This window comes from Roseivirga sp. E12, from assembly GCF_017592825.1.
In the GTDB taxonomy this organism is placed as follows: domain Bacteria; phylum Bacteroidota; class Bacteroidia; order Cytophagales; family Cyclobacteriaceae; genus Roseivirga.
The window spans coordinates 58,388-82,674 of sequence record NZ_JAGFMD010000001.1 but is presented as its reverse complement, the minus strand read 5'-3'; the positions used below and the strand labels follow the sequence as shown (position 1 = coordinate 82,674).

The following is a 24,287-nucleotide window of genomic DNA, read 5'->3' as shown; positions in this document are numbered from 1 at the left end:
GCAGCGCTTTTGAATTCTAACAGCGAATCTTAGGCCAGATCAAAACGATCAAGGTTCATTACCTTATCCCAAGCCGCTACAAAGTCATTAACGAACTTCTCACCAGCATCTGCGCAAGCATAAACTTCAGCTAAAGCTCTCAACTCAGAGTTAGAACCGAAGATCAAGTCAACACGTGTTCCAGTGCCTTTTACGTCTCCTGTTCTACGATCTCTACCTGCAAATACTTCGTCAGCATCAGATACTGCACTCCAAGTAGTGGTCATGTCCAATAAGTTCACAAAGTAATCATTGGTCAAAACACCTGGTCTTCCAGTGAAAACACCATGTTGAGAACCGTTATAATTAGTATTCAGTACTCTCATACCTCCAACTAAGACCGTCATCTCTGGTGGTGTTAATGTCAATAATTGCGACTTGTCAACTAACATTTCTTCGCCCGAAGTCTTGTGCTTCGCTGCGTAGAAGTTTCTGAAACCATCGGCAATTGGATGAAGCGCGTGGAAAGAATCTACATCAGTTTGTTCTTGTGAAGCATCCGTACGACCTGGAGTAAATGGCACAGTGATATTGTGACCGGCATCTTTAGCCGCTTTCTCAACACCTGCACATCCACCTAATACAATAAGGTCTGCCATAGAAACACCTTTGTTTCCTGACTGCGCACCGTTAAACTCTGATTGAATGCCTTCAAGCACACCCAATACTTTTGCTAACTGTGCTGGATTATTCACTTCCCAATCTTTTTGAGGAGCCAACCGAATTCTTCCGCCATTAGCACCACCTCTCTTATCCGATCCACGGAAAGTTGAAGCCGAAGCCCATGCCGTAGAAACCAATTCAGAGACCGATAGGTCAGAAGCTAAAATCGAGGCTTTCAAAGAAGTCACATCAGCATCGTCAATCATATCGAAAGTCGCAGCAGGAATTGTGTCTTGCCAGATTAGATCCTCTGCAGGTACTTCAGACCCTAAGTATAAAGCCTTAGGTCCCATGTCTCTGTGTGTCAATTTGAACCAAGCTTTTGCGAATGCTTCTTCAAACGCAGCTTGATCATTGCGGAAACGTTTAGAGATTTCTAAGTAAGCCGGATCATTTTTCAAGGCCATATCAGCCGTTGTCATCATCAAGGCTTGCTTTTTAGTTGGGTCACCAGCGGCTGGTGCCATGTCGGCATTAGAAGCTGCTGTTGGTGTCCACTGATGAGCTCCTGCAGGGCTCTTGGTCAGTTCCCAATCATAATCCAACAATACTCTAAAGTAGTCATGGTCCCATTTGTTTGGAGTAGGTGTCCAAGCCCCTTCGATACCACTTGTGATGGTGTGATCGCCATGACCAGTTCCAAAAGTGTTCTTCCAGCCTAGGCCTTGCTCTTCAATACTTGCTCCTTCTGGCTCTCTACCTACATATTGGTCAGGATCCGCAGCACCGTGTGCCTTACCGAAAGTGTGACCACCAGCAACTAGGGCTACAGTTTCTTCATCATTCATTGCCATACGACCGAATGTCTCACGGATGTCCATTCCTGAAGCTACAGGGTCAGGGTTTCCGTTAGGTCCTTCAGGGTTTACATAGATCAATCCCATATGTACCGCACCTAAAGTTGCTTCTAGTTCACCATCGGCATAACGTTGCTTGTTACCAAGCCACTCACCTTCAGATCCCCAGTAAATATCTTCCTCCGGTTGCCAAACGTCTTCACGTCCACCTGCAAAACCGTAAGTCTCAAGTCCCATTGACTCGATAGCGCAGTTACCCGCTAAAATCATTAAGTCAGCCCATGAAAGTTTTCTTCCATACTTCTGCTTAACAGGCCAAAGCAATAGACGTGCCTTGTCTAGGTTACCATTGTCAGGCCAGCTATTCAGGGGTGCGAAACGCTGAGTACCAGACCCTCCGCCTCCACGACCATCAGCGATACGATAAGTACCAGCACTGTGCCATGCCATACGAATAAAGAACGGACCGTAGTGACCATAATCGGCAGGCCACCAATCTTGAGAATCCGTCATTAGATCATAAAGGTCTTGCTTAACCGCTGCTAAGTCGAGTGATTTGAACTCTTCAGCATAGTTAAAATCTTCATCCATTGGATCGGATAAAGATGAATGTTGTCTAAGAATATTTAGGTTCAACTGGTTAGGCCACCAGTCTCTATTTGAAGTTCCTCCGCCAGCACTCTGTTGCATAGTACCACCGTGAAATGGGCACTTACCTGCAGGGATGCCCGAATGTCCGTTGTTTTCCATTATGATTGATCGGTTTAAATTGTTTAGACCAAATCTAACACAATCCTTTCAATACTTTTCATTAATAATTTCTATCAAAGTATAGACAAAAACTATAAGGTAGTGATAAGCAAAATCACGGGTATTTCGGTCTAAATTCAGCCTTCAGAAACTGACAAAAATCATTTATTTGAGAGGTATTTCTGTAAATTTAGTTCAAAGACATTGCCACCTCTTTAACACCAAACCTTAGAAGTATGAGTCGATCGAAAATCTATGCACTTATAATCCTTTTCAGCCTTGGAATATCATTAAACATTCAAGCTCAGGAAGATGAAATCAAGCTCAGGTACTTCGGCACAGCGGGTTGGGAAATCACGGATGGAGCGGTCACTGTGTTGGTTGATCCTTATATCTCTCGGCTGAAGCTAGGTGAAGGACCTTCATCCAATAAAGAGGATACACGTAAAGTCTACAAGCGCTCTGACTACTTTGAATCCGATACGGTTTTGATTAATTCGCTGATTCAGAAGGCTGACTTTATTCTAGTACATCACTCCCACTTCGACCACCTTTCGGATGTACCCTACATCGCCAAAAAGACGGGCGCGAAAGTGATTGGTACGGAATCTACAGTCAATGTGCTCAAGGCCTATGGTGTTCCTAATGACCAGTTGTATACCGTAAAAGGTGGAGAAGATTATCAATTCGAAAACTTCTCGGTGCGTATTTTGGAATCCATTCATTCTGCCTTGAACAAGAAACATTACTTTGATTCTCGGACCATCTCCCCTTCTGTAACGGCTCCCATGAAAATCGCTGAATTTGTGGAAGGAGGCTCATTGATGTTTTTAGCCAGGTTCAAAAACCATAAAGTGCTCACTATGGGCTCTATGAATTACATCGAAAGAGAAGTCGATGGACTAAGACCAGACATTTTATTGCCAGGCGTTAATTTCTCAAGGTTAGAAATCTACAAGTATACGGAGCGTTTGATGCAACTCACTGGCTTTCCAAAAACAGTAATCCCATCGCATTGGGACAACTTCAGAGTACCATACGGCTTCTCTCAAGAACAAGCAATTAATTCGAAAATCAAACCTTTCATTGAAGAGGTGAAAGCCGCATCTCCTGACTCAAAGGTGATTACTCCCGTCCACCTGGAAACTATTACCATCAAAGAATAGAAAACCAAACTCAATTCTAATAGACGGGCTCGGACCCGAAAACAACGCGAAGGACGAGTTGGTGTAAAGGTCATTGCTTCTCAAACTTTCACAAAAAAAGTATCAGACACGGAGGTTCTAAATTTCAACTCAGATAACCTTACTTTTCTTTTGCTCCTCCAAAAGAAAAGTAACAACCTGCCTACCGCAGGCAGGAAGAAAAAGAGTCCAACCTGTCTGCTGACAAAGGCAGGCATCAAAACCATTGGAATGACATTGACCTCTTCTTCCATCTCTATCAACCAATGGCCCCGCTGACGTTGGATCCCCTCCGCACACTGATTGATTTACACTTGATCATATAATTGATGGAGGGCGGGAAACCGAAAACAGCGCGAAATACAAGTCGGTCGGCAGGCAGCGTGGGTAATGCGCCAAGACCGCGCTTGGATTTGGAGTTTTCGGAAAGGCTTTTTGTTGCTTTTTGGCCTATCAAAAAGCAAGAATTGAGTTTTGCATGTCAAATCTTCATCTAATTCTTTTTCTCTATACTTTTAACCTTATAGACAAAAAAGGAACTTCTTCTGTAAACAGAAGTGTTGGTATTGACTCCGTTTTTTGACAATTTCCGCAGTCAAATAATTGGCAGGTCATAAAACCTCAGATTCGGTTTGGAGAACCGTCTTATATACAGTTTGAACTATAATTAGAAGCCTTTTCAAGGTGAATAGAATGGAATACAGCAAAACACTCGACTATCTAAAAGATGTTTTAGAAAATATGCCAGCCGACTGGCTCAACCTAACCACTCATCGACTGGATATCTACAATGAGGAACTAGCCAAGACCGAGTTTATAGAGCAGTTTGAAGCTTTGTTTAACGATAACAATGCTGAAACCTCGGCTCTGAGTGAACTACGCACTGCATATGATTACATTCGACTTGGTCATCCATTATCCTGTGTGTTGGAATGGGGTGTTGCAAGAATGCATCAGCTCAGCCCAGAAAACGTCATAAGCTTTTCTTCCAGGGTAATACCTATTATGGCGGTGCTAAGAAAGAATCTGCTGGAAAATAAAAAGACTCGAATCCTATATGAAGGTGAGTTACCAGCCCTTTTTGATACCGACATTGCAAAGAATATCTACGATTATACATTTGACTTAGAGCAAGTTAAAAGCGCTGATAACATAGTAGGGTTTGACGGTAGTACCGTTCTCATCTCAAACAAAAGTGATGGCCTTATAGAAGCTGACACCAACCTCTCTACTGAGATCGACTTTTACATCAACAATTACGAAGGCTTGGGTAGCATTCTGATGGTCAATGGAGAAGACAACACATCTTATATCTCAGAAATTCAGCATGTAAGAAGAAGAGAGACCATTGCCATGACACCGGCCAACGCCCTAATTGCTCTTCAACAACTGACTGGAACGCTTCCGGGTACTCAAACGCATCAACTTGAATCCGACAAGGCTGAAGTATTAGCGGCTATAGCCCACATTGCAGACACTAATATCAAAGCAGTAGTAGCTTCCAGCGGGCTGTCTATGCAGTATGCTATTGTTATGGGGCTAATTCATGAAGCACTCGAAAAGCACCCGGGCAAGGAGATTAAAATTGTTGTGCCTCCTAACTGTTATGGTGGCACTAACGATCAGGCGAGGCGTATTGCGGCATGTATAGAGAATGTCGAAGTCGTGGATTTACCAGTGGATGGTGGTAATGATATGGTACTGAGCACTCACCAAGTGCTAGACCAAATAGCCAATCAGGATGCCATTCCATATATCATTGCCGAGATACCAACCAATCCAAGAGTCGAGGTTCCAGACATGATCAAGTTGGAAGAAGCCTTGACGAAAGAACGAAAAACAGCGACTGGAGAAACAGCAATTAGCCCAGTTTTCATTCTAGATCAGACCTTCTGCCCTAATGTCCATTTCTTGGGAGAAAAAGACATATTGTCAAAAGTCAAGACGATCGCCTATGTAAGTGGTTCGAAGTTTCCGAGCGGTGGAAAATGTACTGCTGGCTACGGTGTCGCCAACAAGGCTGCCGAAAGCTTGATGGAAAAGGTAGGCTTGCACCTAGAACTTTGTGACAATGAAGCTACAGCGCTTCAAATGGAGATACTGGCTAAGCAACTCCCTTCAATGAATCAAAGGATTGATAAAGCTTATCAGAATACCCGTGAGTTTGTCAGTTTTATCAAGGAACATTTGCCTAAGGCAAAAATCAACTTTGTATCAGAAGAGTTGGCAGCGCAAGGCTTTACCCCCTCCGTATTTTCATTAGACCTTCCGACCAAGGGCGATACTGATGAAGAACGAGAGGCTTACAAACGGGACTTAAATCTCAAGCTTATCGACTTAATGATCAATGAGATTCCTAATGAGAGTAAATACTGTGTGAGTTATGGCCAGCTAAAAGGATGCTATTGGACCATACCTGCGACATCTACTCAAGGAACTACCAAGGAAGGTGACAAAGATTATATAGCACGTGTGGCGCTTTCCCCCGACATGGACTTAGACCTTCATAAAAAGGTGTTTTTAGACTTTGTAAACAGTATTTGAGAAAAAAGCCCGAGATAAATACGAACTTAAACCTGAAAGACTATGGATATGGAAAACGACAAAAGATTTGTCAGAATGGCAATTGAAGTAGCAAAGAAATCAAAAGAGAAAGGCAATTTACCCTTTGGTTGTATTCTCGTAGATGGAAATGGAGAAGTTATCATTGCAGGCGAGAATACAATTAATACTGACAATGACTGTTTAGCACATGCCGAGATCAATCTAATACGAGAAGTCAGTAAAACACATGATCATGCTTATCTGCAGAACTGCTCCATATACACAAGTGACGAACCTTGTCCTATGTGCACTTCTGCCATTTACTGGAGTGGAATCGGGAAGCTTGTTTATGGCTTAAGCAAAGCCAAGTATTATGAAATTGTAGGAAGAGACAATCCAAATTGGGTCTTTGAAATGCCGACAAGAGAGTTATTAGATAAGGGAGGCCGCAAACTTGAAGTAATAGGTCCGCTATTGGAAGACGAGGCTTCAATTTTGCATTCAGATTAAAAGGCAATGAGATTTCAGCGAATACTCAATCACCTCATCCCCCATCCACTTCATTACTCAAACAACTACTTTCCGCTCGCCTCATAGTACTCCAATGCCTTAGGCAATGCAGCATTTAAGCGATTAATTCTCGTTTCATGAGAAGGGTGAGTCGACATAAACTCTGGTGGTGCTTGTCCACTGCTACCGGCCGACATGCGTTCCCAGAACTTTGGTGCTTCGCTGGGATCATAACCTGCAATGGCCATAAAAGTCAAGCCTAACTCATCAGCTTCAGATTCGTGGGTTCTAGAATACTTTAACAAAGCCAAATCAGTACCAATACCTACAGCTCTAAATACCATTTGTTGGCTTACTGTTGGATCTTGACCCAAGGCGATCGCTCCGATAGAAAGACCAATTTGCTTAGCATAGTTTTGATTCATACGCTCCTGACCATGCTTGGCCACTGCATGTGCCACTTCATGGCCCATAACCACCGCAACACCGAGATCATCCTTGCAGATAGGGAGAATTCCTGTATAGAAAGCCACTTTGCCACCAGGCATTGCCCATGCGTTGACCGTACTATCATTATCAATCAGGTTGAATTCCCAGTTAAAACCATCAAGAAGACTGGCACTACCATTATCTGTCAAGTATTTCTCAACTGCCTTCTGGATTTTGGTCCCTACACGCTTGATCATTGCCACCTGTTCCTGATTGTTTGAAAGTGGAATGGAATCCAGTACTTGTTTGTAGGCATCGGCACTCATACCAATGATCTGTTCCGACCCGATCACACCCGTCAGCTGACGTCTTCCGGTAATCGGTACTTTGGTGCAGGCCCAAGTGATCATTACCAGTAAGAGAATAGATGCGATAAGGGATTTAGAGATTTTCTTCATGACGTTTCAGTGCTTACAAAAGCAAAATTGAATAATCTTTGGAGCTTGTCAAATGAAGACAAGGTTTTAATTTTGTCCAAACGACAAACGGTCACCTCGACCTAGGCCTTAAACCCGAACAAATGAAAATTATTGCTATTGGCAGAAACTATGCCGCCCACATTGCAGAACTAAATAATGAAAGGCCTTCAGAACCCGTAATCTTTATGAAACCGGATACTGCCGTGCTACGCAATAATGCACCCTTCTACTACCCAGATTTCTCCAAAGACATTCACTACGAGGTAGAAGTACTGCTAAAGATCAATCGAGAAGGCAAGTTCATCGATGAGAAATTCGCTCATAAATACTATGATGAGATTGGCATTGGAATCGACTTCACAGCTCGAGACATCCAAACCCAATGCAAAGAGAAAGGATTACCTTGGGAAAAAGCCAAAGGTTTTAATGGCTCAGCGCCCATTTCTAACTTCTTTCCGAAAGCAGACTATGACCTTTCTAACCTAGACTTTTCACTCAAAAAGAACGGTGAGACACAACAAAGTGGCAATACAAGTCTGATGCTTTACACTTTTGATCAAATCATTGCATATGTATCGCAATTTTTTACGTTGAAAAAGGGAGATATTATATTTAGCGGAACTCCAGCAGGAGTTGGTCCTATTGTTGTTGGTGATACCTTAGAAGCGTATATTGAAGATAAATTACTACTCGAAGTTGAGATTAAATAAACTTTTACTTTTCCTACTTACAGCTTTCCCGTTCGGCCTTCAGGCCCAATATGAGGGAATAGACAAAGACTATTTCGAATTTCCCATTCAGCCAGATAAGACCAATTTCTTAAGTGGCAACATGGGCGAATTGCGTTCAAGTCACTTTCATGCTGGTCTAGACATAAAAACGGCAGGAAAAGAGGGACTTAATGTCTTTGCTGCTGCCGAAGGTTACGTCAGTCGAGTAAGAGTAGCCACAGGAGGTTACGGTAATTGCATTTACATTCAACATCCGAATGGTACTACAACTGTATATGCTCACTTACAGCGATTCAATCCCATTATTGCGGAGTATGTGCTGAAGAATCAATACAAAAGAGAATCCTTCACGATCAACCTGTTTCCAAAGCGAAATGAATTTGTCGTAAAACAAGGAGAGATTATCGGATTATCTGGTAACTCTGGTTCATCTACGGGTCCACACTTACACTTTGAAATCAGAGGCTTGAATCAAGAAGTTCTGGACCCGTTACGGATAGGCAACTTTTCACAAATTGAAGACAACATTCCTCCGGCAGTTCAGCGTGTGGCTTTAAAGGCTATGGATATGAATTCCAGAGTAAACGGCCAGTTCGGTCGGTTCGAGTTTCCATTGACAAGAGAGGGCAGCACCTATATTATACCCGATACGCTAGACGTCTTCGGGAAAATTGGGATTGAAGTTTATACCTATGATCAGCACAACGGAGCATCCAATAAGAATGGTGTACCCTTAATCGATATGACAGTCGATGATCAGCTCTATTTTAGTCAGAACATTGATACAATCAATTTTGCCAAGCAAAAGAATATCCTGATTCATACCAATTATCAAGCACAGAAAGAGTCCAGAAGAAGATTCAACAAGCTTTATGTAGACGAAGGCAATACGCTAGACTTTTATGATGCCAAGGTCAATGACGGATTTGTTTACGCATCACCCGGTCAAACCAAGCGGGTTTCTATGCAGTTACAAGATGCATTTGGCAATACGAGTAAGGTTGAAATGACACTCCGTGGAGTTGAAAAGGTATCAGCTATTGACAGTGAGATCAGGGCCAGCAGAGGAAGTTACGTGCAAGACAATGCCCTAGTTCTTTTTCAGCCGAAAGATTCGACCAATAACAACATAACACTTTATAATCAGAAAGGCTCTTTTATCGCAGAACCTACTTATACCAGCGACAAGTCGAATGTCTACTTGATCGATTTAAGGCGTTTTCTTCCGCAATCAGTCACCTATAATGACGGCACCAAAGAGTCTCTTCATTTTGCCGATAGAGTCCCCGCTGCCAATGCCCACTCCTACCTCAGCGACACATACTCTTTACGTTTTTCAAAGAATGCCCTTTTCGATACAGTCTATATCCGCGCTCGACATTTTATTGATGACGCACAAATGGAGGTTTTTGAAGTCGATCAGGACCGTTATCCATTAAAGGGTTCGGTATATGCAGAGTTTATGCCTTTGGCGAAATATGATGATATAGAAAAGTATCATGTTTATAGTATCGACAATCCTCGAAACCCAGGCTTTGTAGGTGGAAAATATGAAGAGGATAAATTCTCCTTCAACTTTTCAAGTTTTGGCAAGTTCACCTTGCTCAAAGATGATGTAGCACCTACTATAAAAAAACGTAGTGTCAAAGACGGAAGAATTAGCCTTACAATCAGGGATAATCTATCTGGAATTAATAGCTTCGAAGCCAAATTGAATGGAGAGTGGATTCTCATGAAATACGAGCCGAAAAGAAGTTTAATCTGGTCAGAACGATTAGATAAAAACAAACCTCTTGTTGGCGAGTTTGAATTGAAGGTGGCAGATAATGCCGGCAACGAATCATTCTTAAAACTAAAATTAGACTAACACATGGCTTTACAAGTAGGCGACAAGGCACCAGCCTTTGAGGGTATCGATCAAGACAGCAACCCTATCAAACTTTCAGATTTCAGCGGCAAAAAACTAGTACTCTATTTCTATCCAAAAGACAATACGCCTGGCTGTACAGCACAGTCTTGCAACCTAAGGGATAACTATGATGCCTTATTGAAGGCTGGATACGCAGTGGTAGGCATCAGCTCTGACTCTGCCAAGAAGCATCAAAACTTTATTGCTAAATACGAGCTTCCCTTCCCTCTGATTGCTGATGAAGACAAAAGTATTCATGAGCAATTTGGCACTTGGGTAGAAAAATCTATGTACGGAAGAACGTATATGGGCACAGCAAGAACTACATTTGTAATCAACGAGAGTGGTGTAATCGAAGAGATAATTGCCAAAGTGAAAACGAAAGATCACACCGCTCAGATTTTAGACTAAATCTCAACCTTTTAACTTTTAATAGTGAGCAAACCAACAACAGCAGAACTTGAGCGCATCGCTTCACAAGTAAGACGTGATATTGTGCGCATGGTTCATGCAGTCAACTCTGGCCACCCTGGTGGATCGCTTGGCTGTACCGACTTTTTAGTAGCCCTTTACTTCCACGTTATGAACCGCAATGATGGTTTTGACATGGACGGAAGAGGCGAAGACATTTTCTTTCTTTCCAATGGACATATCTCTCCAGTTTGGTACAGTGTACTGGCCAGGGCTGGTTATTTCGAAGTATCAGAATTAGCCACATTTAGAAAGATCAATTCACGTCTTCAAGGTCATCCGGCTACTGAAGAAGGTTTGGAAGGCATTCGTGTGGCTTCTGGCTCACTAGGACAAGGTCTATCTGTGGCTTGCGGTGCAGCCCAGGCTAAGAAATTAAACGGTGATGATAGTTTAATCTTCGCGCTTATGGGTGATGGTGAACTAGAAGAAGGCCAGGTTTGGGAAGCTGCAATGTATGCGTCTCACTGTAAAGTAGATAACCTGATCGCAACAGTAGATTATAACGGTCAGCAGATCGATGGCCCTACAGACGAGGTAATGTCTTTAGGTGATCTCAAGGCCAAGTTTGAGGCATTTGGCTGGACAGTAATCGAAAGCAATGGCAATGACATGGCTTCGGTTGTGGCTAGTCTCGAAGAAGCAAAGGCCTTGACTGGTCAGGGCAAGCCGATCTTGAACTTGATGACTACTGCAATGGGCTATGGTGTCGACTTTATGGTAGGCACTCACAAATGGCATGGCGTGGCTCCGAATGATGAGCAACTAGCTGATGCACTTGGTCAATTGGAAGAAACTTTGGGAGACTACTAAACTAGAAACGATGACGAAATTTACTTATACAGAAAAGAAAGATACGCGTTCTGGTTTTGGTGCTGGTTTGACCGAGCTCGGTAGAACCAATCCTGATGTAGTGGCACTTTGTGCTGACTTGGTTGGATCGCTTAAAATGCAGGAATTTATTAAGGAAAATCCTGAAAGATTCTTTCAAATCGGAATCGCTGAAGCGAATATGATGGGTATTGCTGCGGGTATGACCATCGGTGGTAAGATTCCTTTCACAGGCACTTTTGCCAACTTCTCAACAGGTCGTGTTTATGATCAAATCAGACAGTCGATCGCGTATTCTGAGAAGAATGTGAAGATTTGTGCTTCTCATGCAGGTTTAACGCTTGGAGAGGATGGTGCTACACACCAGATCCTTGAAGACATTGGCATGATGAAGATGCTACCAAATATGGTGGTCATTAACCCTTGTGATTACAACCAGACAAAAGCCGCTACGATTGCGATAGCAGATCATCACGGCCCAGTTTATCTTCGATTCGGCAGACCATCGGTTCCGATCTTCACTCCTGCTGATCAGAAGTTCGAAATTGGAAAGGCCATCAAAATGATTGAAGGTTCTGATGTGACCATCTTCGCTACAGGCCATTTGGTCTGGGAGGCCATCGAAGCGGAAGCTGCTTTGGCTGAGCAAGGCATTAGTGCCGAGGTAATCAACATCCATACTATCAAGCCCTTGGACACTGAAGCCATTCTAGCTTCTGTTGCTAAAACAGGTTGCGTAGTTACTGCTGAAGAGCATCAAATGAATGGTGGCTTAGGTGATAGTGTTGCACAGACTTTGGCAATGAATCACCCTGCTCCTCTAGAAATGGTTGCTGTTAATGACTCATTTGGAGAAAGTGGTAAACCAGCGGAATTAATGACCAAGTATGGAATTGATGCAGCCAACATTGTGAAGGCCGCGCAGAAAGTTATTGGTAGGAAATAAGAGTAAGGCTCTAGCTTGTAATCGTCTAGAAACCAAAATTCGTCACCCTGAATTTATTTCAGGGTCTAACTAATTTAAGATTCTGAAACACTCCGAAGGTTCGGAGCAGAATGGCGTTGAACTAGGTTTTGAGACGATTACTTTTTTATTTCTATCAGGAAGACAGGCTCTCCCCAATAAGCAAACTCCTTATGCTGAACGTAGTCCATATGCCTTGGAAAGTCTTCGGCATGGACAAAATAGAACCCTTGTTCAAAATCAGACTTTTGATATATAGGCTCCTCCCTACCTGCTTCCACATAGAAGACAATCGTCAAAGACATTCTCAAATCACCATATCGATGCAAAGGCTGTCCTTTGGTCAATTCTACGATCTCATAACCTAAGGTTTTATCCTCTGCGGCACCAGTATCTAAGGCCCTTGTAACAGGTACTATTGCTGAAAAACCGAATTTCAGTACTACCATTACTGCCAATACAATGATATAGGGCCTCACCTTTTTCACCAGAAACATATACCAGAGTATCAGAACAAATGACAATACAATACTCAGGATCACATTCAAGCTCGTTACAACCTCCAACTCATTTGACAAGAAGCCCACTATAGGTACAAGAGCAAAAAGACCAATGAAAACATAAGCCATTACATTCATGACCTTACGCCAAACATCACTTCGGCCTTGAATTGCGATATGAATTATAGGAACAATTAGAAAAGGGAATAGCGGATAAATGTACCTTGACTTGGCCTCTGTAGAGAACCAATAAACCAAGAAATTAAATGCAAATACCAAAACACAATACCATACAAAAGGGTCTTCTTTCAACTTTTTCAAAAGGTCCTTTCTAAAAAGAACAGGGATTAATAATCCTGCAGGAAGAATATTCTTGATTGTGTCTAGCGGGAAAGTAATCAAATGTTCTAACCATTTCACCAAACCTCCACCTGTCGCCTTATCTGCTGACTCTGAGAACAATGTAGTCCACCAGCCCGTCACGTCTTCGTATTGGCTATACATGAAGAAATAACCTCCAACCAACAGAGCAAATAGTCCGATCCCCACAAAATGTGGTAGCCGGAGCAACTCCTTAAACTGTCGTTTGTGTATAAAGTAAACCAATAGTGTGATTGCAGTGTATGGTAGCGAGGTCAGTCCTTTAGTCAAAAAACCTATGGCCGTAAATAGATATACTACCAAGAAAAGTCTCCAGTATTGCTTTTTTTCACCATAGTGATAAGTGGCGAATATGGGTATCGCAGTTACCAAAGCATAGAATAAGTCAATTTCGCCAAGTGTACTGAAATAGATAAGAATATCAGCCGCTACCAAGAGACTCATGGCCACAAGAACTGCTGTTAATTGACCTAAATACTTTCGTGTAAATAGAAAAGTCACCCACGACAACATCAAGTGACTGAATACCGAAAAGAACCTAGTGGCGAATTCAGTATAACCACCGAATAACTTATAAGATGCTATTAATACCCAATTATAGACTGGGGGTTTTCTAAAGTATAAGTCCCCCGTCTGTGTCGGCACCCATATATTGTCTTGAAAAATCATTTCGAGAGCAATAAGGCCTCTCCTGGGCTCCTCCAGGAACAGCGGATAAATCCCAAGTTGATAAAAGAAGGAAAAGATCAAAAGCAGCAAAGCACCTATAATAAGGTGTTTTTCAGGCTTTATGAGAGGGTGCTCATTGATCATTCGTCAAAACTAACCATTCAAGGCATTTCAATAAACATATCTTGATTAATTTCGCGCATGCTTTCAGCATCCGACATATTCTTGAAGCACCTAGCGCAGACTTCACCTCACCCGCTTGAACTTGAAGTGAGTCATGCAAAAGGCTCTTACATCTTTGACAAGGCAGGCAAGAAGTACTATGACCTAATATCTGGCATTGCTGTATCCAATATTGGACACTGCCACCCTAAGGTAGTTCAGGCTGTCAAAGATCAAGTGGACAAATACATGCACGTAATGGCATATGGTGAGTTTATCCAAACGCCTCAGAACGAACTGGCAATTGAGCTCACGAAGCTACTTCCCATCAGTCTCAACTCCTGCTATTTCGTTAATAGCGGTGCCGAAGCAAATGAAGGGGCCTTAAAGCTTGCTAAGCGCATTACAGGGCGCACTGAGCTGATCGCTTGCAACAAGTCCTATCACGGTAGCACGCATGGCACCTTGAGCGTCTCAGGCAACGAGGTTAAGAAAAATGCTTTTCGACCCCTATTACCTGACGTAAGGTTTATTGACTTTAATAACGAGGCACATCTAAGTCAAATCACAGAAAAGACAGCTGCCGTAATCATTGAGCCAATCCAGGGAGATGCAGGTGTAAGAATTCCATCTGCGAATTACCTTCAAAAACTTAGACAACGATGTACAGAGGTCGGGGCCCAATTGATTTTTGATGAAATACAGACTGGTTTTGGTCGTACAGGAAAACTATTCGCCTTCGAGCATTTTGACGTAGTTCCGGACATACTCACTATTGCAAAGGCTTTTGGAGGCGGCATGCCTATTGGGGCCTTTGTGAGCAGCAAGGAGAAAATGGATCTACTTACCCATAATCCAATGCTAGGCCATATCACAACCTTCGGTGGTCACCCCGTGAATTGTGCGGCTGCCTTAGCCAACCTTAAGGTCATTCAAGAAGAAGGGCTTGTCTCTAAAGTTGAAACCAAAGGAAAGCTCCTCCAATCGAAAATTGAGCACCCTTCGATTAAAGAAATCAGGCGCAAGGGCCTGATGTTTGCCATCGAGTTTGATTCACCGGATACGGTACAAAAAATTGTTCTCCGCTGCCTAGAAAAAGGTATCATCGCCTTTTGGTTTCTATCATGCCCAGAGAGTTTTAGGCTTGCTCCTCCTATTAATATGTCAGACGAAGATCTTGCTTATGCGGGGAATACCATTCGACAAATTATTGACAAATGCACATAAAAAAAGCATCCACTTAGTGGATGCTCTCATATATAGTTAGTAGTTGTTATGTCTTAATTCTTACTCGAAATCACTGAACCAGTGTAATCGCTTTGTCTTAGGATTTTAACCTTCTCCTCACCCATCACCACGTAGTCGACTCTAAACTTAGTCATGTCCTGAATGCTACCATAGCAAATGAGCAGTTGTGCCTCACAGCCAATAGTGATACACTTTTCGACTTCCTGATCTCTAATTGCGATGTTAATAGGCTCGGCATTAGCTCTCGCCAATACGATTCCTGAGTTAGCTATTTCAGCCTTCTTGAATGGGTAAATGTGATATTCTGGTCCTAGTTTGTCGACTTGAAATTTCGTTAAGTCGATTTTATCCATGGCATCACCCGCTAAGAGCGTAACAAAGCCGTCTTTTACAGCCAAAGCTGCATTTTCAACAACCTCATCATTGCCTAAGTGCACAGTAGCACCTAGTAGAAGTCTTCCTTCACTAGCTTCGCGATATTCCGTAGATATCGGTGCCTCAGCACAGGAAAATCCTATTGAAAGGACTAAAAGAAAAGATAAAATTTTGAAATTCTTCATGCTCTTAAGTCAATTGGGGAGAACATACTCCCTCTATAACGCGGTGGTTTAGCTTATGAAGGTTGTGGTCAGGAAGCGGCAAAAGAGCCACTTCTTCTATCAAATTTACGAAATTCTCTCGATAATCAAATTATGGTTGGTGTAGATGCATATGTCAGCAGCAATTTTAAGACTCTCGTCTACAATTTGTTGACTATCTAATTGTGTTGCATGTTTGAGCAAAGCTTGAGCTGCAGCCTGAGCATACATGCTTCCTGAACCAATAGCTGCAATACCATTATCTGGCTCAATGACATCCCCTGTTCCGGAAATTATAAGCACATCATCTTTATCAGCGGCAATTAGCATTGATTCAAGCTTACGAAGATACCTGTCTGTTCTCCAGTCTTTGGCCAGCTCAATCGCTGCCCTCTTCATATTACCACCGTAGGCGCTAAGTTTCTCATCAAATCGCTCTAATAACGTAAAAGCATCTGCCGTAGAACCAGCAAATCCTGTCACGACCTTTCCGTCTTGCAGCTTCCTTATCTTCTTCACATTGCTCTTGGCAACCGTATTACCCATTGTAGCCTGGCCATCAGCACCGATGGATACCGAACCATTATGTTTTACTGCTAGTACTGTAGTCGATCTAATCTTAGTCATTCTCTATATGTATTTAAAAAACAAAGTCCCGTATGATACGGGACTTTGTTATGCTTTGTTCTAAACCAAAATCCTTACTGGATCTTCAAGTAGTGATTTGAAGGTTTGCAAAAATGCCGAACCTACTGCACCGTCTACTACCCTATGATCACATGACATGGTGACTTTCATCATATTACCAATGGCCAACTGTCCATCTTTTACAATGGCAGCTTGCTTGATTCCTCCCACTGCCATAATACAAGCATCAGGCGGGTTGATAATGGCCGTGAACTCTTCAATACCGAACATTCCCAAGTTGGAAATGGTGAAGGTATTGCCTTCCATTTCTTGAGGTTGCAACTTCTTGCTCTTGGCCTTTCCTCCAAGGTCCTTAACCTCTGCAGAGATATGTGATAATGGTTTGTTGTCTGCAAACTTAACCACAGGCACTAGCAAGCCTTCGTCAACTGCTACAGCCACACCAATATGGACATGGTGGTTAGTTCTAATTCTATCTTCTAACCATGATGAATTAACACCAGGGTGCTTTCTTAAGGCAACTGCTGCTGCTTTGATGACCATATCATTGAATGATATTTTCACAGGAGACACCTCATTCATGCTCTTACGTGCTTCTATTGCCTTGTCCATGTTAATTTCCATGGTCAGGTAGAAGTGTGGTGCAGCAAATTTGCTCTCGCCAAGTCTTCGTGCAATCACTTTGCGCATTTGACTTAGCTTCACTTCTTCGAAGCTTTCTTCACCAACGACAGTTGGCAGTTGGACTGGTGCTGGAGCATCATTAGCTACTGCTGGTTGGCTCGCAGGAGCCGCAGCAGGAACAAAGCCTTCAACATCTCTTTTTACAATTCTTCCTCCTTCGCCACTTCCTGGTACTTGGCTGATGTCAATTCCTTTTTCTGAAGCTAGACGCTTAGCCAATGGAGAAGCCTTTACTCTGCCATTAGAAGATGTTGCTACTGCCGGTGCAGGAGCTGGAGTACTTGACGCAGGAGCCGAACTAGTCGTGGGTGCGGCCGCTGCGGGAGCAGCTTCTACTTGTGGTGCAGGAGCTTCTTCTGCCCCACCTTGTCCTTCAGCCTTAATTAGAGTTTCGTAGTCGGCACCTGGCTCACCTACGATCGCCAGAATTCCATCCACTTTAACAGCTTCTCCTTCAGCAGCACCTAAATAAAGTACGGTACCGTCATTATAGGACTCATATTCCATTGTGGCTTTGTCAGTATCTACATCAGCCATTAATTCGCCTGACTCCACTGTATCACCAACTTTTTTGTGCCAAGCCGAGATGGTACCTTCTTCCATGGTATCACTCATTTTCGGCATTCTTACAATTTCAGCGTTTATGGCACTTGTGTCAATCTTCTCGCTTGGAGCTGCACTAGGAGCAGCTGTTTCAACTTCTTCTTTAGGTTCGCTGGTAGCAACAGCACCACCATTCAGCAATGCTTGATAATCTTCACCAGCTTCTCCAACGATGGCCAAAATACCATCTACCTGGACGGCATCTCCTTCAGTAGCACCTAAATAGAGTACTGTCCCTTCGTTGTAAGATTCATAATCCATTGTAGCCTTGTCTGTCTCTATCTCGGCCATCAACTCACCTGAATCTACCTTATCTCCTACCTTTTTATGCCAAACCGCGATTACCCCTTCTTCCATGGTATCGCTCATTTTCGGCATTCTTACAATTTCAGCCATAAATCTCTCTAAAATTTGAGCACCAAAAATAGTTTTAAATAGCTCTATATTCAAATTAAAGATACGCTATTCTGTACTCCTCTTTTCACCCTTTTTCTGCAAACGATTGTTGCATCCCTCAGCATCAATATGATGACAAGTACGATTAGCTTTTTTAGTCAACTTGGAGTAACTTTCTCAAAACTAATTCATGCAGATCAACTACTCCATTGCGGCTCAAGGATCGGTCATTGCTGAACACTTTCAAACCGAAGTTGCAGACGACTATATACCAACCTTTAACGCTCAACCAAGTGATGTGCTACCGGTAATTACCAGTGAGAACCCTGAACACTTATCTCATTTTTACTGGGGAATTAACCCTTCTTTTTCAAAAAGCAGAGGGGTAAGTGACAAGCTACTTTATGCCCCAGTGGAGAACATTCTCACTAAACCAAGCTTAAAGAAGTCATTACAAATGCAGCGTTGCGTCATCGTTGCGGACAGTTTTTATAGTTGGAAGGAGATAGCCAAAAAGGAAAGAGTGCCTTATCGATTTCATCTAGAGAACAATGCGGTTTTTGCTATTGCGGGACTTTGGGACTCTTTTGAAACTGAAGCTGGCGACACTGTTCACACTTTTATGATGATTACCACACCCGCTTCTTCCGAAGTGATCAAGGTTAGCGAAAGAATGCCTGCTATTTTAAATGATGACTTGTTGTTGGAATGGCTAAATGAATCAAATACTTCTGAAAGTATTCATGATTTCATCAAGCCTTATAGTGAAGAGCATATCTTTCAACATACTATCAATCCGAAGCTGTCAGATCCTAATTTCAATAATAAAGCATTGTGGGAAAAGGTACCTCCTGCCAATCAGTTTGGCAATTTGACTTTATTCAACTAAGCCTACCTTGATATTTTCAAGCTTAATTTCAGAGAGTAACCTCAGCTGTTTGGTCTGAAAAGCGTAATCCAACTCCTGAGCCGGAAAGTCTTTGTCGATCGTATAGTTTCGATAGTCCTGAAAGCGGATTCCATTTACCTCCCGTTGGTTATAGGCTTCTCTAAATCGTACTCCTCCACCATTGATATTGAAGCTATAGGCCAGGTAATCAATTGTAAAATCCTCCTTATCGATCCAATAGACATAGACATCTTCAAAATCTTCTCCTCCGCCATTTTGGCCATAAGTCATCTCAACCTTATAATAGGCCTTATCATTGATCTCAACCGATCGCATTAGTTGACGGTTGACAACAGGGTCATCTAGATTAAAGGGCAATAAGGCAAAATAGATTACAGAATTGGTTGCGGTTCGATAGGTTCTAAGGTTTTCTTGGTCAAGTTTGATCTCTTTTTCATCGATCATTCTTTTGAACTTGTCGTTCGACCAAACGTCAGTAACCCAACCTTCCTTACTACGAAAGCTGCGTTCATAAACATACTGACCTTTGCTGATTTTGGCTCTGAAATGACGCTTTCGGAAGTCAAACTCAACTTCCATATTGTTGTACTTTTCTCCCCCATGGCGTTCAACTGCCTTCTGGATTATCTGATCTGCAGATAACTTCTGCTCATCATCTCCACAACTCTCCAAACACACCAGTCCGACAAAAATCAGACAGTACAGACTATAATTTTTCATTCGTTGAAAAAACCCTATCCACACTGTTACGCAGAGATAGGAAACAGGTTACATAGATTTTCTTAATTCATCAATTCACAAAATCGAGTTCAAAAAACTGGCAATCGAATTCATCAGAATTCTTTAACTTCGACTCCAATACTACTTGTACAGGCCAAACCTATGGAATCGGATTAAGCCAGTCAAAGAGAACCCTAAAAGCCAAGGAGTGAAAAAGTCAAGGATAACCGGAATTGGACACTATGTCCCAGAAAATGTGGTAACCAATGCCGACCTAGAGAAGATCATGGATACTACCAATGATTGGATTGTAGAAAGGACAGGAATTGAAGCACGTAGGTGGTTTAACCCAGATAAAGATACCGTCTCGAACATGGCAACCAGAGCTACAAAAATGGCTGCTGACCGCGCAGGTATAGAGATTAAGGACATTGAATTCATTGTTTTCGCTACCATAACTCCCGACTACTTCTTCCCTGGTTCTGGCGTCTTATTACAAAGGGAACTCGGCTTGCAAGGCATAGGAGCACTAGACATAAGAAATGCCTGTTCTGGCTTTATATATGCACTCTCTGTGGCTGATCAATTTATTAAGACCGGGATGTACAAAACTGTTCTCGTGGTTGGTGCAGAGATTCAATCCTCAGCTCTGGATAAGTCTACGGAAGGACGTTCTAGTTCTGTAATCTTTGCCGATGGTGCTGGTGCAGCTATTCTTCAGGCAACTGATGAGGACCGTGGTGTACTCTCAACACATCTGCATGCCGATGGTGACTACGCAGAAGAGCTTTATGTTCACGATCCAGGCTCAAGTAGAAAAACGCGACTCTCCAAAGATATGCTAGATGGTAAGACTTTCAACCTGACTATGAATGGTAATACTGTATTCAAGCATGCAGTTGTCAGGTTCTCGGAAGTGATAAATGAAGCCTTGCAAGAAAACGGTCACGTTACCGAAGACATTGACCTACTTATCCCTCATCAAGCCAATTTGAGGATTAGCAACTTTGTGCAAAGACAATTCAAACTTCCTGATGACAAGGTCTTTAATAATATCATGCATTACGGAAACACAACAGCCGCCTCTATCCCGATTGCAATGAGTGAAGCATGGGAAAAAGGAAAAATTAAGGAGGGTGACTTAATTTGTCTTGCGGCCTTCGGGAGTGGATTTACATGGGCGTCCTCTCTTATCCGCTGGTAAGACATGTTAACAGAGAGGCAAAAAGATTTCATCACCGATTCTGAAGGCTTTATCATTAAAAATGAAGTAGACACACAAGTCAACCGTCTACTCTATTCATTCCATGAAAGCCTATCCTCTCTCATTGAAGAAAAGCCTTTCCACCTACCCGCAAAACTAGGCAAGACTCCATTCAAAGTCAGTAAAGGCAATAACCACAAAGGCTTCCCTTTTCAAGTGATAGACTTTCCTGCCTCACTGGGGCAAACGGATGCTTATAGTTTCCGGTCTGTGATTTGGTATGGCAATTTCTTCTCATTTAGTCTTCTGCTAAAAGGAGAGCCCAAGACAATTTATGAAAGTTACTTATCGAGATTAACAAGTAAGGGCTATACCATGACTTGGGCAGATAATATTTGGGAAACCGAAATTTCAATTATCAATTCGATTGATATCAATGTCTCTTCTTTAGAAAAAGCTAGAGGGATTTATCAGTCAAATGAGGCTTTAAAAATTTTCAAGTCATATAATTTGAATCAAATTGATGACTTTGAGCGTTTAGGAGTTGAATGTTTCAAAGATTTCTTCGGTCAAGATTAGTTGGCTCAATATTTGATATTTTGCCAGTGTCTCAACCAGACACCAAATTGGATATGAACAACATCAAATTGCAGCTCTGCATAGTGCTAGGCTTGTTAGCCATGAATACCTTAAAGGCACAAGAAACCGGTTTCGAATTAATCTTCCCAGTTGATGAGGAATCCTTGACCCTAAAAGGAGAATACGAGAATGAGCTCCGGTCTGGGAAATGGGTTGCCTACAATCAAGACAGCTCTTATTTTCAAACAGGTCCATATACTAATGGTAAAAGAGATGGCGTCTGGCTGATATATGTCAACAAACTAGAGAGGGCTCGCCTGACCTACAAATCAGATACCATCCAAGGTCCTTATATCCTATTTCACCCCAATGGCTCTATGGCTGTTAGAGCCAATTTTGAGAACAATTACCTGAATAGTGAATGGAAGTCATATCGTGATGACAAAACACCTTTGGATCAAGGCAATTTTGAAAAGGGTCTGAAAAATGGAGTTTGGATTTCATACTTTGAGAGTGGAGATACGCAAATCTTGTCGGAGTATAAATCGGGGAAACTGGAAGGACCATATGCTGTTTTTGATGAGTACGGAGCGAAGACATTGGATGCCACTTACACCAATGGCTTACTGAATGGTGACTGGAAAAAGTACGACTATGATGGACTAATAATTGAAAGGGGTGCTTTTGTAAATGGGCTCAGAGATGGCAAGTGGGAATACTTTCATGAACCAAGAAGAAAATCCGCCATCGAGTACTACGACAAGGGTAATAAAACAGGCAAATGGCAGAGCTATCATTTGAATGGAAGAAAAGCTTCAGAAATCGACTACGTTGATGACAAACCTGTAGGCCAAGCCACCAGTTGGTATGCCAATCGACAGGTTGAGTCAAAAACCTATTATAAGCTGGGGCTCATGGATAGCACTTTTAGACAGTATTATGAAAACGGTGCGGTCATGATGGAGGGTGAATACAAACTTGGTTTGAAGACTGGACCATGGAAGTTCTATCATGGAAATGGCATGATCGCCCAGTTTGGCTCTTTCGATATTGATAAAAGAACGGGCAACTGGAAGTTTTTCAATGATCAAGGCAAACTGATTAGTGAAGGAACCTACCGATTCGACTTAGAAGTGGGTCAGTGGTTTGTTTATTACTCCAATGGAAAACTGGAGTCTATAGGTTCATACATGGCAGGTGAAAAAGACGGTCTTTGGGGCTACTTTCATCAATCTGGTAAGCCAATGAAAGAAGAGACATGGAGAAAGGGAAAACTCCTCGAAATCTCAGGTTTCACCTCATCAAGAGGTAAAACACTAGACAGCGGTGACTTGAACAATGGGAATGGGCAAGTCATCAATTATTATGCTAATGGAGTACTCTTTTCAAGAGGGCCTTATCAAAATGGCTATCCAAATGGCAATTGGCTATTCTTTGATGAAAGAGGCAAAAAACTCACTGAGGGCCAGCTTGTCCAAGGGGTTCGCAATGGCCAATGGAAAGTGTTCTCAGGAACTGGAAGGCTCATTAAAACTGAAGTCTACCAAAACGGTGAGCTTATAGAAGAAAGGAGATAAACATTTTCGGTTAGTATACTGTTAATGCATCAAAATGGAAAAAGATGGGTTGGTTCAGTAAAAAAACAGAGAAAGAAAAACTCCAAGAAAAGTACGAAAAGCTGGTTGGCGAAGCCTACAAACTCTCTCATACTGATAGAAAAGCCAGTGATCTGAAAACTGCTGAAGCAGATGCCTTAATCAAGCAGATCGAAAAGCTACCTTAGCGAATCAGACTTAATCTGATTGAGCATCTCAACAATTTTTCTTCGTATAAGCGCACCCTTGTTCCAAGGCAGAAAGTGATTGCTCTCTTCAAGAAAGACAATGTCCTTAGGAGCACTTACTAGCATACTATCGGCAAAGGCTGCATTTCCTGGGTGCACAAGTTTGTCTTTAGCTCCTTGAACGACAACACTTGGAATGGTAATATCCTTCCAAAGTGGCAACATATACTCTAGTTCTTCATCCAGAAAGACAAGTTCTTCGTTCGAAATCCTAAATATTTTAGGTGCAATGGCTCCGATCACTGGCCACCTCATCGGAATTCTAAACCAGTCTTCGTTCGGTTCCAATGCTGGGTCTAAAGCAGGAGCAAGCATAATGATACCGTCTACCAATTCTGGGTAATCCATTGCCATTCTGGCTACGATTGGCCCTCCTAACGAATGTCCAATCAATATCCTTGGTGCAGGTATTGCTTCAAGCATGGGTTTCAATAACCTTGACTGCTCTTTTAGAGATTTAATAGGTTTTCCATAGCTCGACTTACCAAAGCCAGGTCTATCTGGAGAAACAATGTTCGCCCTTTCGATCAGAGTGTCTGACTTAAAATAAGAAATGAATGCATCCCATGATCCTGGAGTCCCATGTATAAAGACCAGACTCCCCTCTTTGTCCATATCCTGATACATATAGTGCATGGTATAGCCATCTACATCATAGAATTTACTAACAGGTTTATTAGGCTCCTCCTCGAAGTATTCTTCTACTTCCTTATCAGACATACTGAAACTTACACAGCCGCTAACCACCTGAGTTAAGACAATAAACAGCACCAACATAGACAGACACCCTACTCTGATTCTTTTACGCCATTTTCCCATTCAATGAAGTTTTCATGAAACTAAACAAAAAAACCACCCCGA

The 24,287-nt window shown here is 42.3% G+C and carries 22 protein-coding genes; 14 read left to right on the top strand and 8 right to left on the bottom strand.

Annotated features, from left to right (window positions below; genetic code table 11):
* Positions 1-29: 29 nt before the first annotated feature.
* Entirely contained in the window at positions 30-2,249 is a 2,220-nt protein-coding gene (katG, locus tag J4E76_RS00380) for a catalase/peroxidase HPI (RefSeq protein WP_236017247.1), read from the bottom strand.
* A 236-nt stretch (positions 2,250-2,485) separates the two neighbouring features.
* Here katG and J4E76_RS00375 point away from each other — a divergent pair, with 236 nt between their 5' ends.
* The 3 genes from J4E76_RS00375 to J4E76_RS00365 all read left to right on the top strand — a co-directional run bounded on the left by J4E76_RS00375 (position 2,486) and on the right by J4E76_RS00365 (position 6,487).
* Positions 2,486-3,415 (top strand): MBL fold metallo-hydrolase, encoded by a 930-nt coding sequence (locus tag J4E76_RS00375; RefSeq protein ID WP_208500439.1) that lies wholly within the window; start codon positions 2,486-2,488, stop codon positions 3,413-3,415.
* Positions 3,416-4,126: 711 nt separating this feature from the next.
* On the top strand, positions 4,127-5,977 hold the full coding sequence (locus tag J4E76_RS00370; protein WP_208500437.1) for a PLP-dependent transferase: 1,851 nt from the start codon (positions 4,127-4,129) through the stop codon (positions 5,975-5,977).
* Positions 5,978-6,025: 48 nt separating this feature from the next.
* Positions 6,026-6,487, top strand: a complete 462-nt coding sequence (locus J4E76_RS00365) for a nucleoside deaminase (protein WP_208500435.1) — start codon at positions 6,026-6,028, stop codon at positions 6,485-6,487.
* A gap of 65 nt (positions 6,488-6,552) precedes the next feature.
* Here the strand turns inward: J4E76_RS00365 and J4E76_RS00360 are convergent, their stop codons facing one another.
* Positions 6,553-7,374 (bottom strand): M48 family metallopeptidase, encoded by an 822-nt coding sequence (locus J4E76_RS00360; protein ID WP_208500434.1) that lies wholly within the window; start codon positions 7,372-7,374, stop codon positions 6,553-6,555.
* 122 nt (positions 7,375-7,496) lie between these two features.
* On the opposite strand from J4E76_RS00360, the gene J4E76_RS00355 reads away from it, so the two are divergent.
* The 5 genes from J4E76_RS00355 to J4E76_RS00335 are packed head-to-tail and all read left to right on the top strand — an operon-like array spanning position 7,497 to position 12,283.
* A complete protein-coding gene (locus J4E76_RS00355; protein WP_208500433.1) occupies positions 7,497-8,105 on the top strand; it encodes a fumarylacetoacetate hydrolase family protein in 609 nt (202 codons plus the stop codon).
* On the top strand, positions 8,092-9,993 hold the full coding sequence (locus tag J4E76_RS21070; RefSeq protein ID WP_208500431.1) for a M23 family metallopeptidase: 1,902 nt from the start codon (positions 8,092-8,094) through the stop codon (positions 9,991-9,993). Before J4E76_RS00355 ends, J4E76_RS21070 begins: the two co-directional genes overlap by 14 nt.
* 3 nt (positions 9,994-9,996) lie before the next feature.
* Positions 9,997-10,446 (top strand): thioredoxin-dependent thiol peroxidase, encoded by a 450-nt coding sequence (gene bcp, locus J4E76_RS00345; protein ID WP_208500429.1) that lies wholly within the window; start codon positions 9,997-9,999, stop codon positions 10,444-10,446.
* A 24-nt stretch (positions 10,447-10,470) separates the two neighbouring features.
* Positions 10,471-11,319 (top strand): transketolase, encoded by an 849-nt coding sequence (locus J4E76_RS00340; protein WP_208500428.1) that lies wholly within the window; start codon positions 10,471-10,473, stop codon positions 11,317-11,319.
* Between the two features lie 10 nt (positions 11,320-11,329).
* A complete protein-coding gene (locus tag J4E76_RS00335) occupies positions 11,330-12,283 on the top strand; it encodes a transketolase family protein (RefSeq protein ID WP_208500426.1) in 954 nt (317 codons plus the stop codon).
* Positions 12,284-12,420: 137 nt separating this feature from the next.
* Here the strand turns inward: J4E76_RS00335 and J4E76_RS00330 are convergent, their stop codons facing one another.
* Positions 12,421-13,995 (bottom strand): glycosyltransferase family 39 protein, encoded by a 1,575-nt coding sequence (locus J4E76_RS00330; protein ID WP_208500424.1) that lies wholly within the window; start codon positions 13,993-13,995, stop codon positions 12,421-12,423.
* A gap of 57 nt (positions 13,996-14,052) precedes the next feature.
* Between J4E76_RS00330 and J4E76_RS00325 the strand changes: the two genes are divergently transcribed.
* Complete coding sequence (locus J4E76_RS00325) at positions 14,053-15,240, top strand: aspartate aminotransferase family protein (protein ID WP_208500422.1); 1,188 nt, start codon at positions 14,053-14,055, stop codon at positions 15,238-15,240.
* Positions 15,241-15,293: 53 nt separating this feature from the next.
* Here the strand turns inward: J4E76_RS00325 and J4E76_RS00320 are convergent, their stop codons facing one another.
* The 3 genes from J4E76_RS00320 to J4E76_RS00310 all read right to left on the bottom strand — a co-directional run bounded on the left by J4E76_RS00320 (position 15,294) and on the right by J4E76_RS00310 (position 18,170).
* Positions 15,294-15,821, bottom strand: coding sequence for a hypothetical protein (locus J4E76_RS00320; protein ID WP_208500420.1), 528 nt, complete (start codon positions 15,819-15,821; stop codon positions 15,294-15,296).
* A 105-nt stretch (positions 15,822-15,926) separates the two neighbouring features.
* Positions 15,927-16,466, bottom strand: a complete 540-nt coding sequence (hslV, locus tag J4E76_RS00315; RefSeq protein WP_208500418.1) for an ATP-dependent protease subunit HslV — start codon at positions 16,464-16,466, stop codon at positions 15,927-15,929.
* Positions 16,467-16,526: 60 nt separating this feature from the next.
* Complete coding sequence (locus tag J4E76_RS00310) at positions 16,527-18,170, bottom strand: pyruvate dehydrogenase complex dihydrolipoamide acetyltransferase (RefSeq protein WP_208500417.1); 1,644 nt, start codon at positions 18,168-18,170, stop codon at positions 16,527-16,529.
* A 190-nt stretch (positions 18,171-18,360) separates the two neighbouring features.
* On the opposite strand from J4E76_RS00310, the gene J4E76_RS00305 reads away from it, so the two are divergent.
* Positions 18,361-19,059: an SOS response-associated peptidase gene (locus tag J4E76_RS00305; protein WP_208500416.1), complete on the top strand. Its 699-nt coding sequence runs from the start codon at positions 18,361-18,363 to the stop codon at positions 19,057-19,059.
* On the opposite strand, the gene J4E76_RS00300 is transcribed toward J4E76_RS00305, so the two are convergent.
* The gene (locus J4E76_RS00300) at positions 19,048-19,800 is read right to left on the bottom strand and encodes a DUF6503 family protein (protein WP_208500415.1); all 753 of its coding nucleotides are present in this window, start codon (positions 19,798-19,800) and stop codon (positions 19,048-19,050) included. The two genes, J4E76_RS00305 and J4E76_RS00300, sit on opposite strands and share 12 nt — an antisense overlap.
* 208 nt (positions 19,801-20,008) lie before the next feature.
* On the opposite strand from J4E76_RS00300, the gene J4E76_RS00295 reads away from it, so the two are divergent.
* Genes J4E76_RS00295 through J4E76_RS00280 form a run of 4 tightly spaced genes read left to right on the top strand, consistent with a single transcriptional unit; the run spans position 20,009 to position 23,366 of the window.
* Entirely contained in the window at positions 20,009-21,004 is a 996-nt protein-coding gene (locus J4E76_RS00295) for a beta-ketoacyl-ACP synthase III (protein ID WP_208500414.1), read from the top strand.
* A 3-nt stretch (positions 21,005-21,007) separates the two neighbouring features.
* On the top strand, positions 21,008-21,583 hold the full coding sequence (locus J4E76_RS00290; protein WP_208500413.1) for a hypothetical protein: 576 nt from the start codon (positions 21,008-21,010) through the stop codon (positions 21,581-21,583).
* 53 nt (positions 21,584-21,636) lie between these two features.
* Entirely contained in the window at positions 21,637-23,160 is a 1,524-nt protein-coding gene (locus J4E76_RS00285) for a toxin-antitoxin system YwqK family antitoxin (protein ID WP_208500411.1), read from the top strand.
* Between the two features lie 44 nt (positions 23,161-23,204).
* On the top strand, positions 23,205-23,366 hold the full coding sequence (locus J4E76_RS00280) for a Lacal_2735 family protein (RefSeq protein ID WP_208500409.1): 162 nt from the start codon (positions 23,205-23,207) through the stop codon (positions 23,364-23,366).
* Here the strand turns inward: J4E76_RS00280 and J4E76_RS00275 are convergent.
* Positions 23,358-24,245, bottom strand: a complete 888-nt coding sequence (locus tag J4E76_RS00275) for an alpha/beta fold hydrolase (RefSeq protein WP_208500407.1) — start codon at positions 24,243-24,245, stop codon at positions 23,358-23,360. The two genes, J4E76_RS00280 and J4E76_RS00275, sit on opposite strands and share 9 nt — an antisense overlap.
* Positions 24,246-24,287 lie beyond the last annotated feature (42 nt).

Bases quoted from the DNA above. Each gene is read 5' to 3' on its own strand.
- J4E76_RS00285 (WP_208500411.1), top strand. From the start codon at position 21,637: ATGAACAACATCAAATTGCAGCTCTGCATAGTGCTAGGCTTGTTAGCC.
- J4E76_RS00360 (WP_208500434.1), bottom strand. From the start codon at position 7,374: ATGAAGAAAATCTCTAAATCCCTTATCGCATCTATTCTCTTACTGGTA.
- J4E76_RS00330 (WP_208500424.1), bottom strand. From the start codon at position 13,995: ATGATCAATGAGCACCCTCTCATAAAGCCTGAAAAACACCTTATTATA.
- J4E76_RS00370 (WP_208500437.1), top strand. From the start codon at position 4,127: ATGGAATACAGCAAAACACTCGACTATCTAAAAGATGTTTTAGAAAAT.
- J4E76_RS00305 (WP_208500416.1), top strand. From the start codon at position 18,361: ATGCAGATCAACTACTCCATTGCGGCTCAAGGATCGGTCATTGCTGAA.
- katG (WP_236017247.1), bottom strand. From the start codon at position 2,249: ATGGAAAACAACGGACATTCGGGCATCCCTGCAGGTAAGTGCCCATTT.
- J4E76_RS00310 (WP_208500417.1), bottom strand. From the start codon at position 18,170: ATGGCTGAAATTGTAAGAATGCCGAAAATGAGCGATACCATGGAAGAA.
- J4E76_RS00375 (WP_208500439.1), top strand. From the start codon at position 2,486: ATGAGTCGATCGAAAATCTATGCACTTATAATCCTTTTCAGCCTTGGA.
- hslV (WP_208500418.1), bottom strand. From the start codon at position 16,466: ATGACTAAGATTAGATCGACTACAGTACTAGCAGTAAAACATAATGGT.
- J4E76_RS00290 (WP_208500413.1), top strand. From the start codon at position 21,008: ATGTTAACAGAGAGGCAAAAAGATTTCATCACCGATTCTGAAGGCTTT.
- J4E76_RS00365 (WP_208500435.1), top strand. From the start codon at position 6,026: ATGGAAAACGACAAAAGATTTGTCAGAATGGCAATTGAAGTAGCAAAG.
- J4E76_RS00300 (WP_208500415.1), bottom strand. From the start codon at position 19,800: ATGAAAAATTATAGTCTGTACTGTCTGATTTTTGTCGGACTGGTGTGT.
- J4E76_RS00275 (WP_208500407.1), bottom strand. From the start codon at position 24,245: ATGGGAAAATGGCGTAAAAGAATCAGAGTAGGGTGTCTGTCTATGTTG.
- J4E76_RS00355 (WP_208500433.1), top strand. From the start codon at position 7,497: ATGAAAATTATTGCTATTGGCAGAAACTATGCCGCCCACATTGCAGAA.
- J4E76_RS00325 (WP_208500422.1), top strand. From the start codon at position 14,053: ATGCTTTCAGCATCCGACATATTCTTGAAGCACCTAGCGCAGACTTCA.
- bcp (WP_208500429.1), top strand. From the start codon at position 9,997: ATGGCTTTACAAGTAGGCGACAAGGCACCAGCCTTTGAGGGTATCGAT.
- J4E76_RS00320 (WP_208500420.1), bottom strand. From the start codon at position 15,821: ATGAAGAATTTCAAAATTTTATCTTTTCTTTTAGTCCTTTCAATAGGA.
- J4E76_RS00335 (WP_208500426.1), top strand. From the start codon at position 11,330: ATGACGAAATTTACTTATACAGAAAAGAAAGATACGCGTTCTGGTTTT.
- J4E76_RS00280 (WP_208500409.1), top strand. From the start codon at position 23,205: ATGGGTTGGTTCAGTAAAAAAACAGAGAAAGAAAAACTCCAAGAAAAG.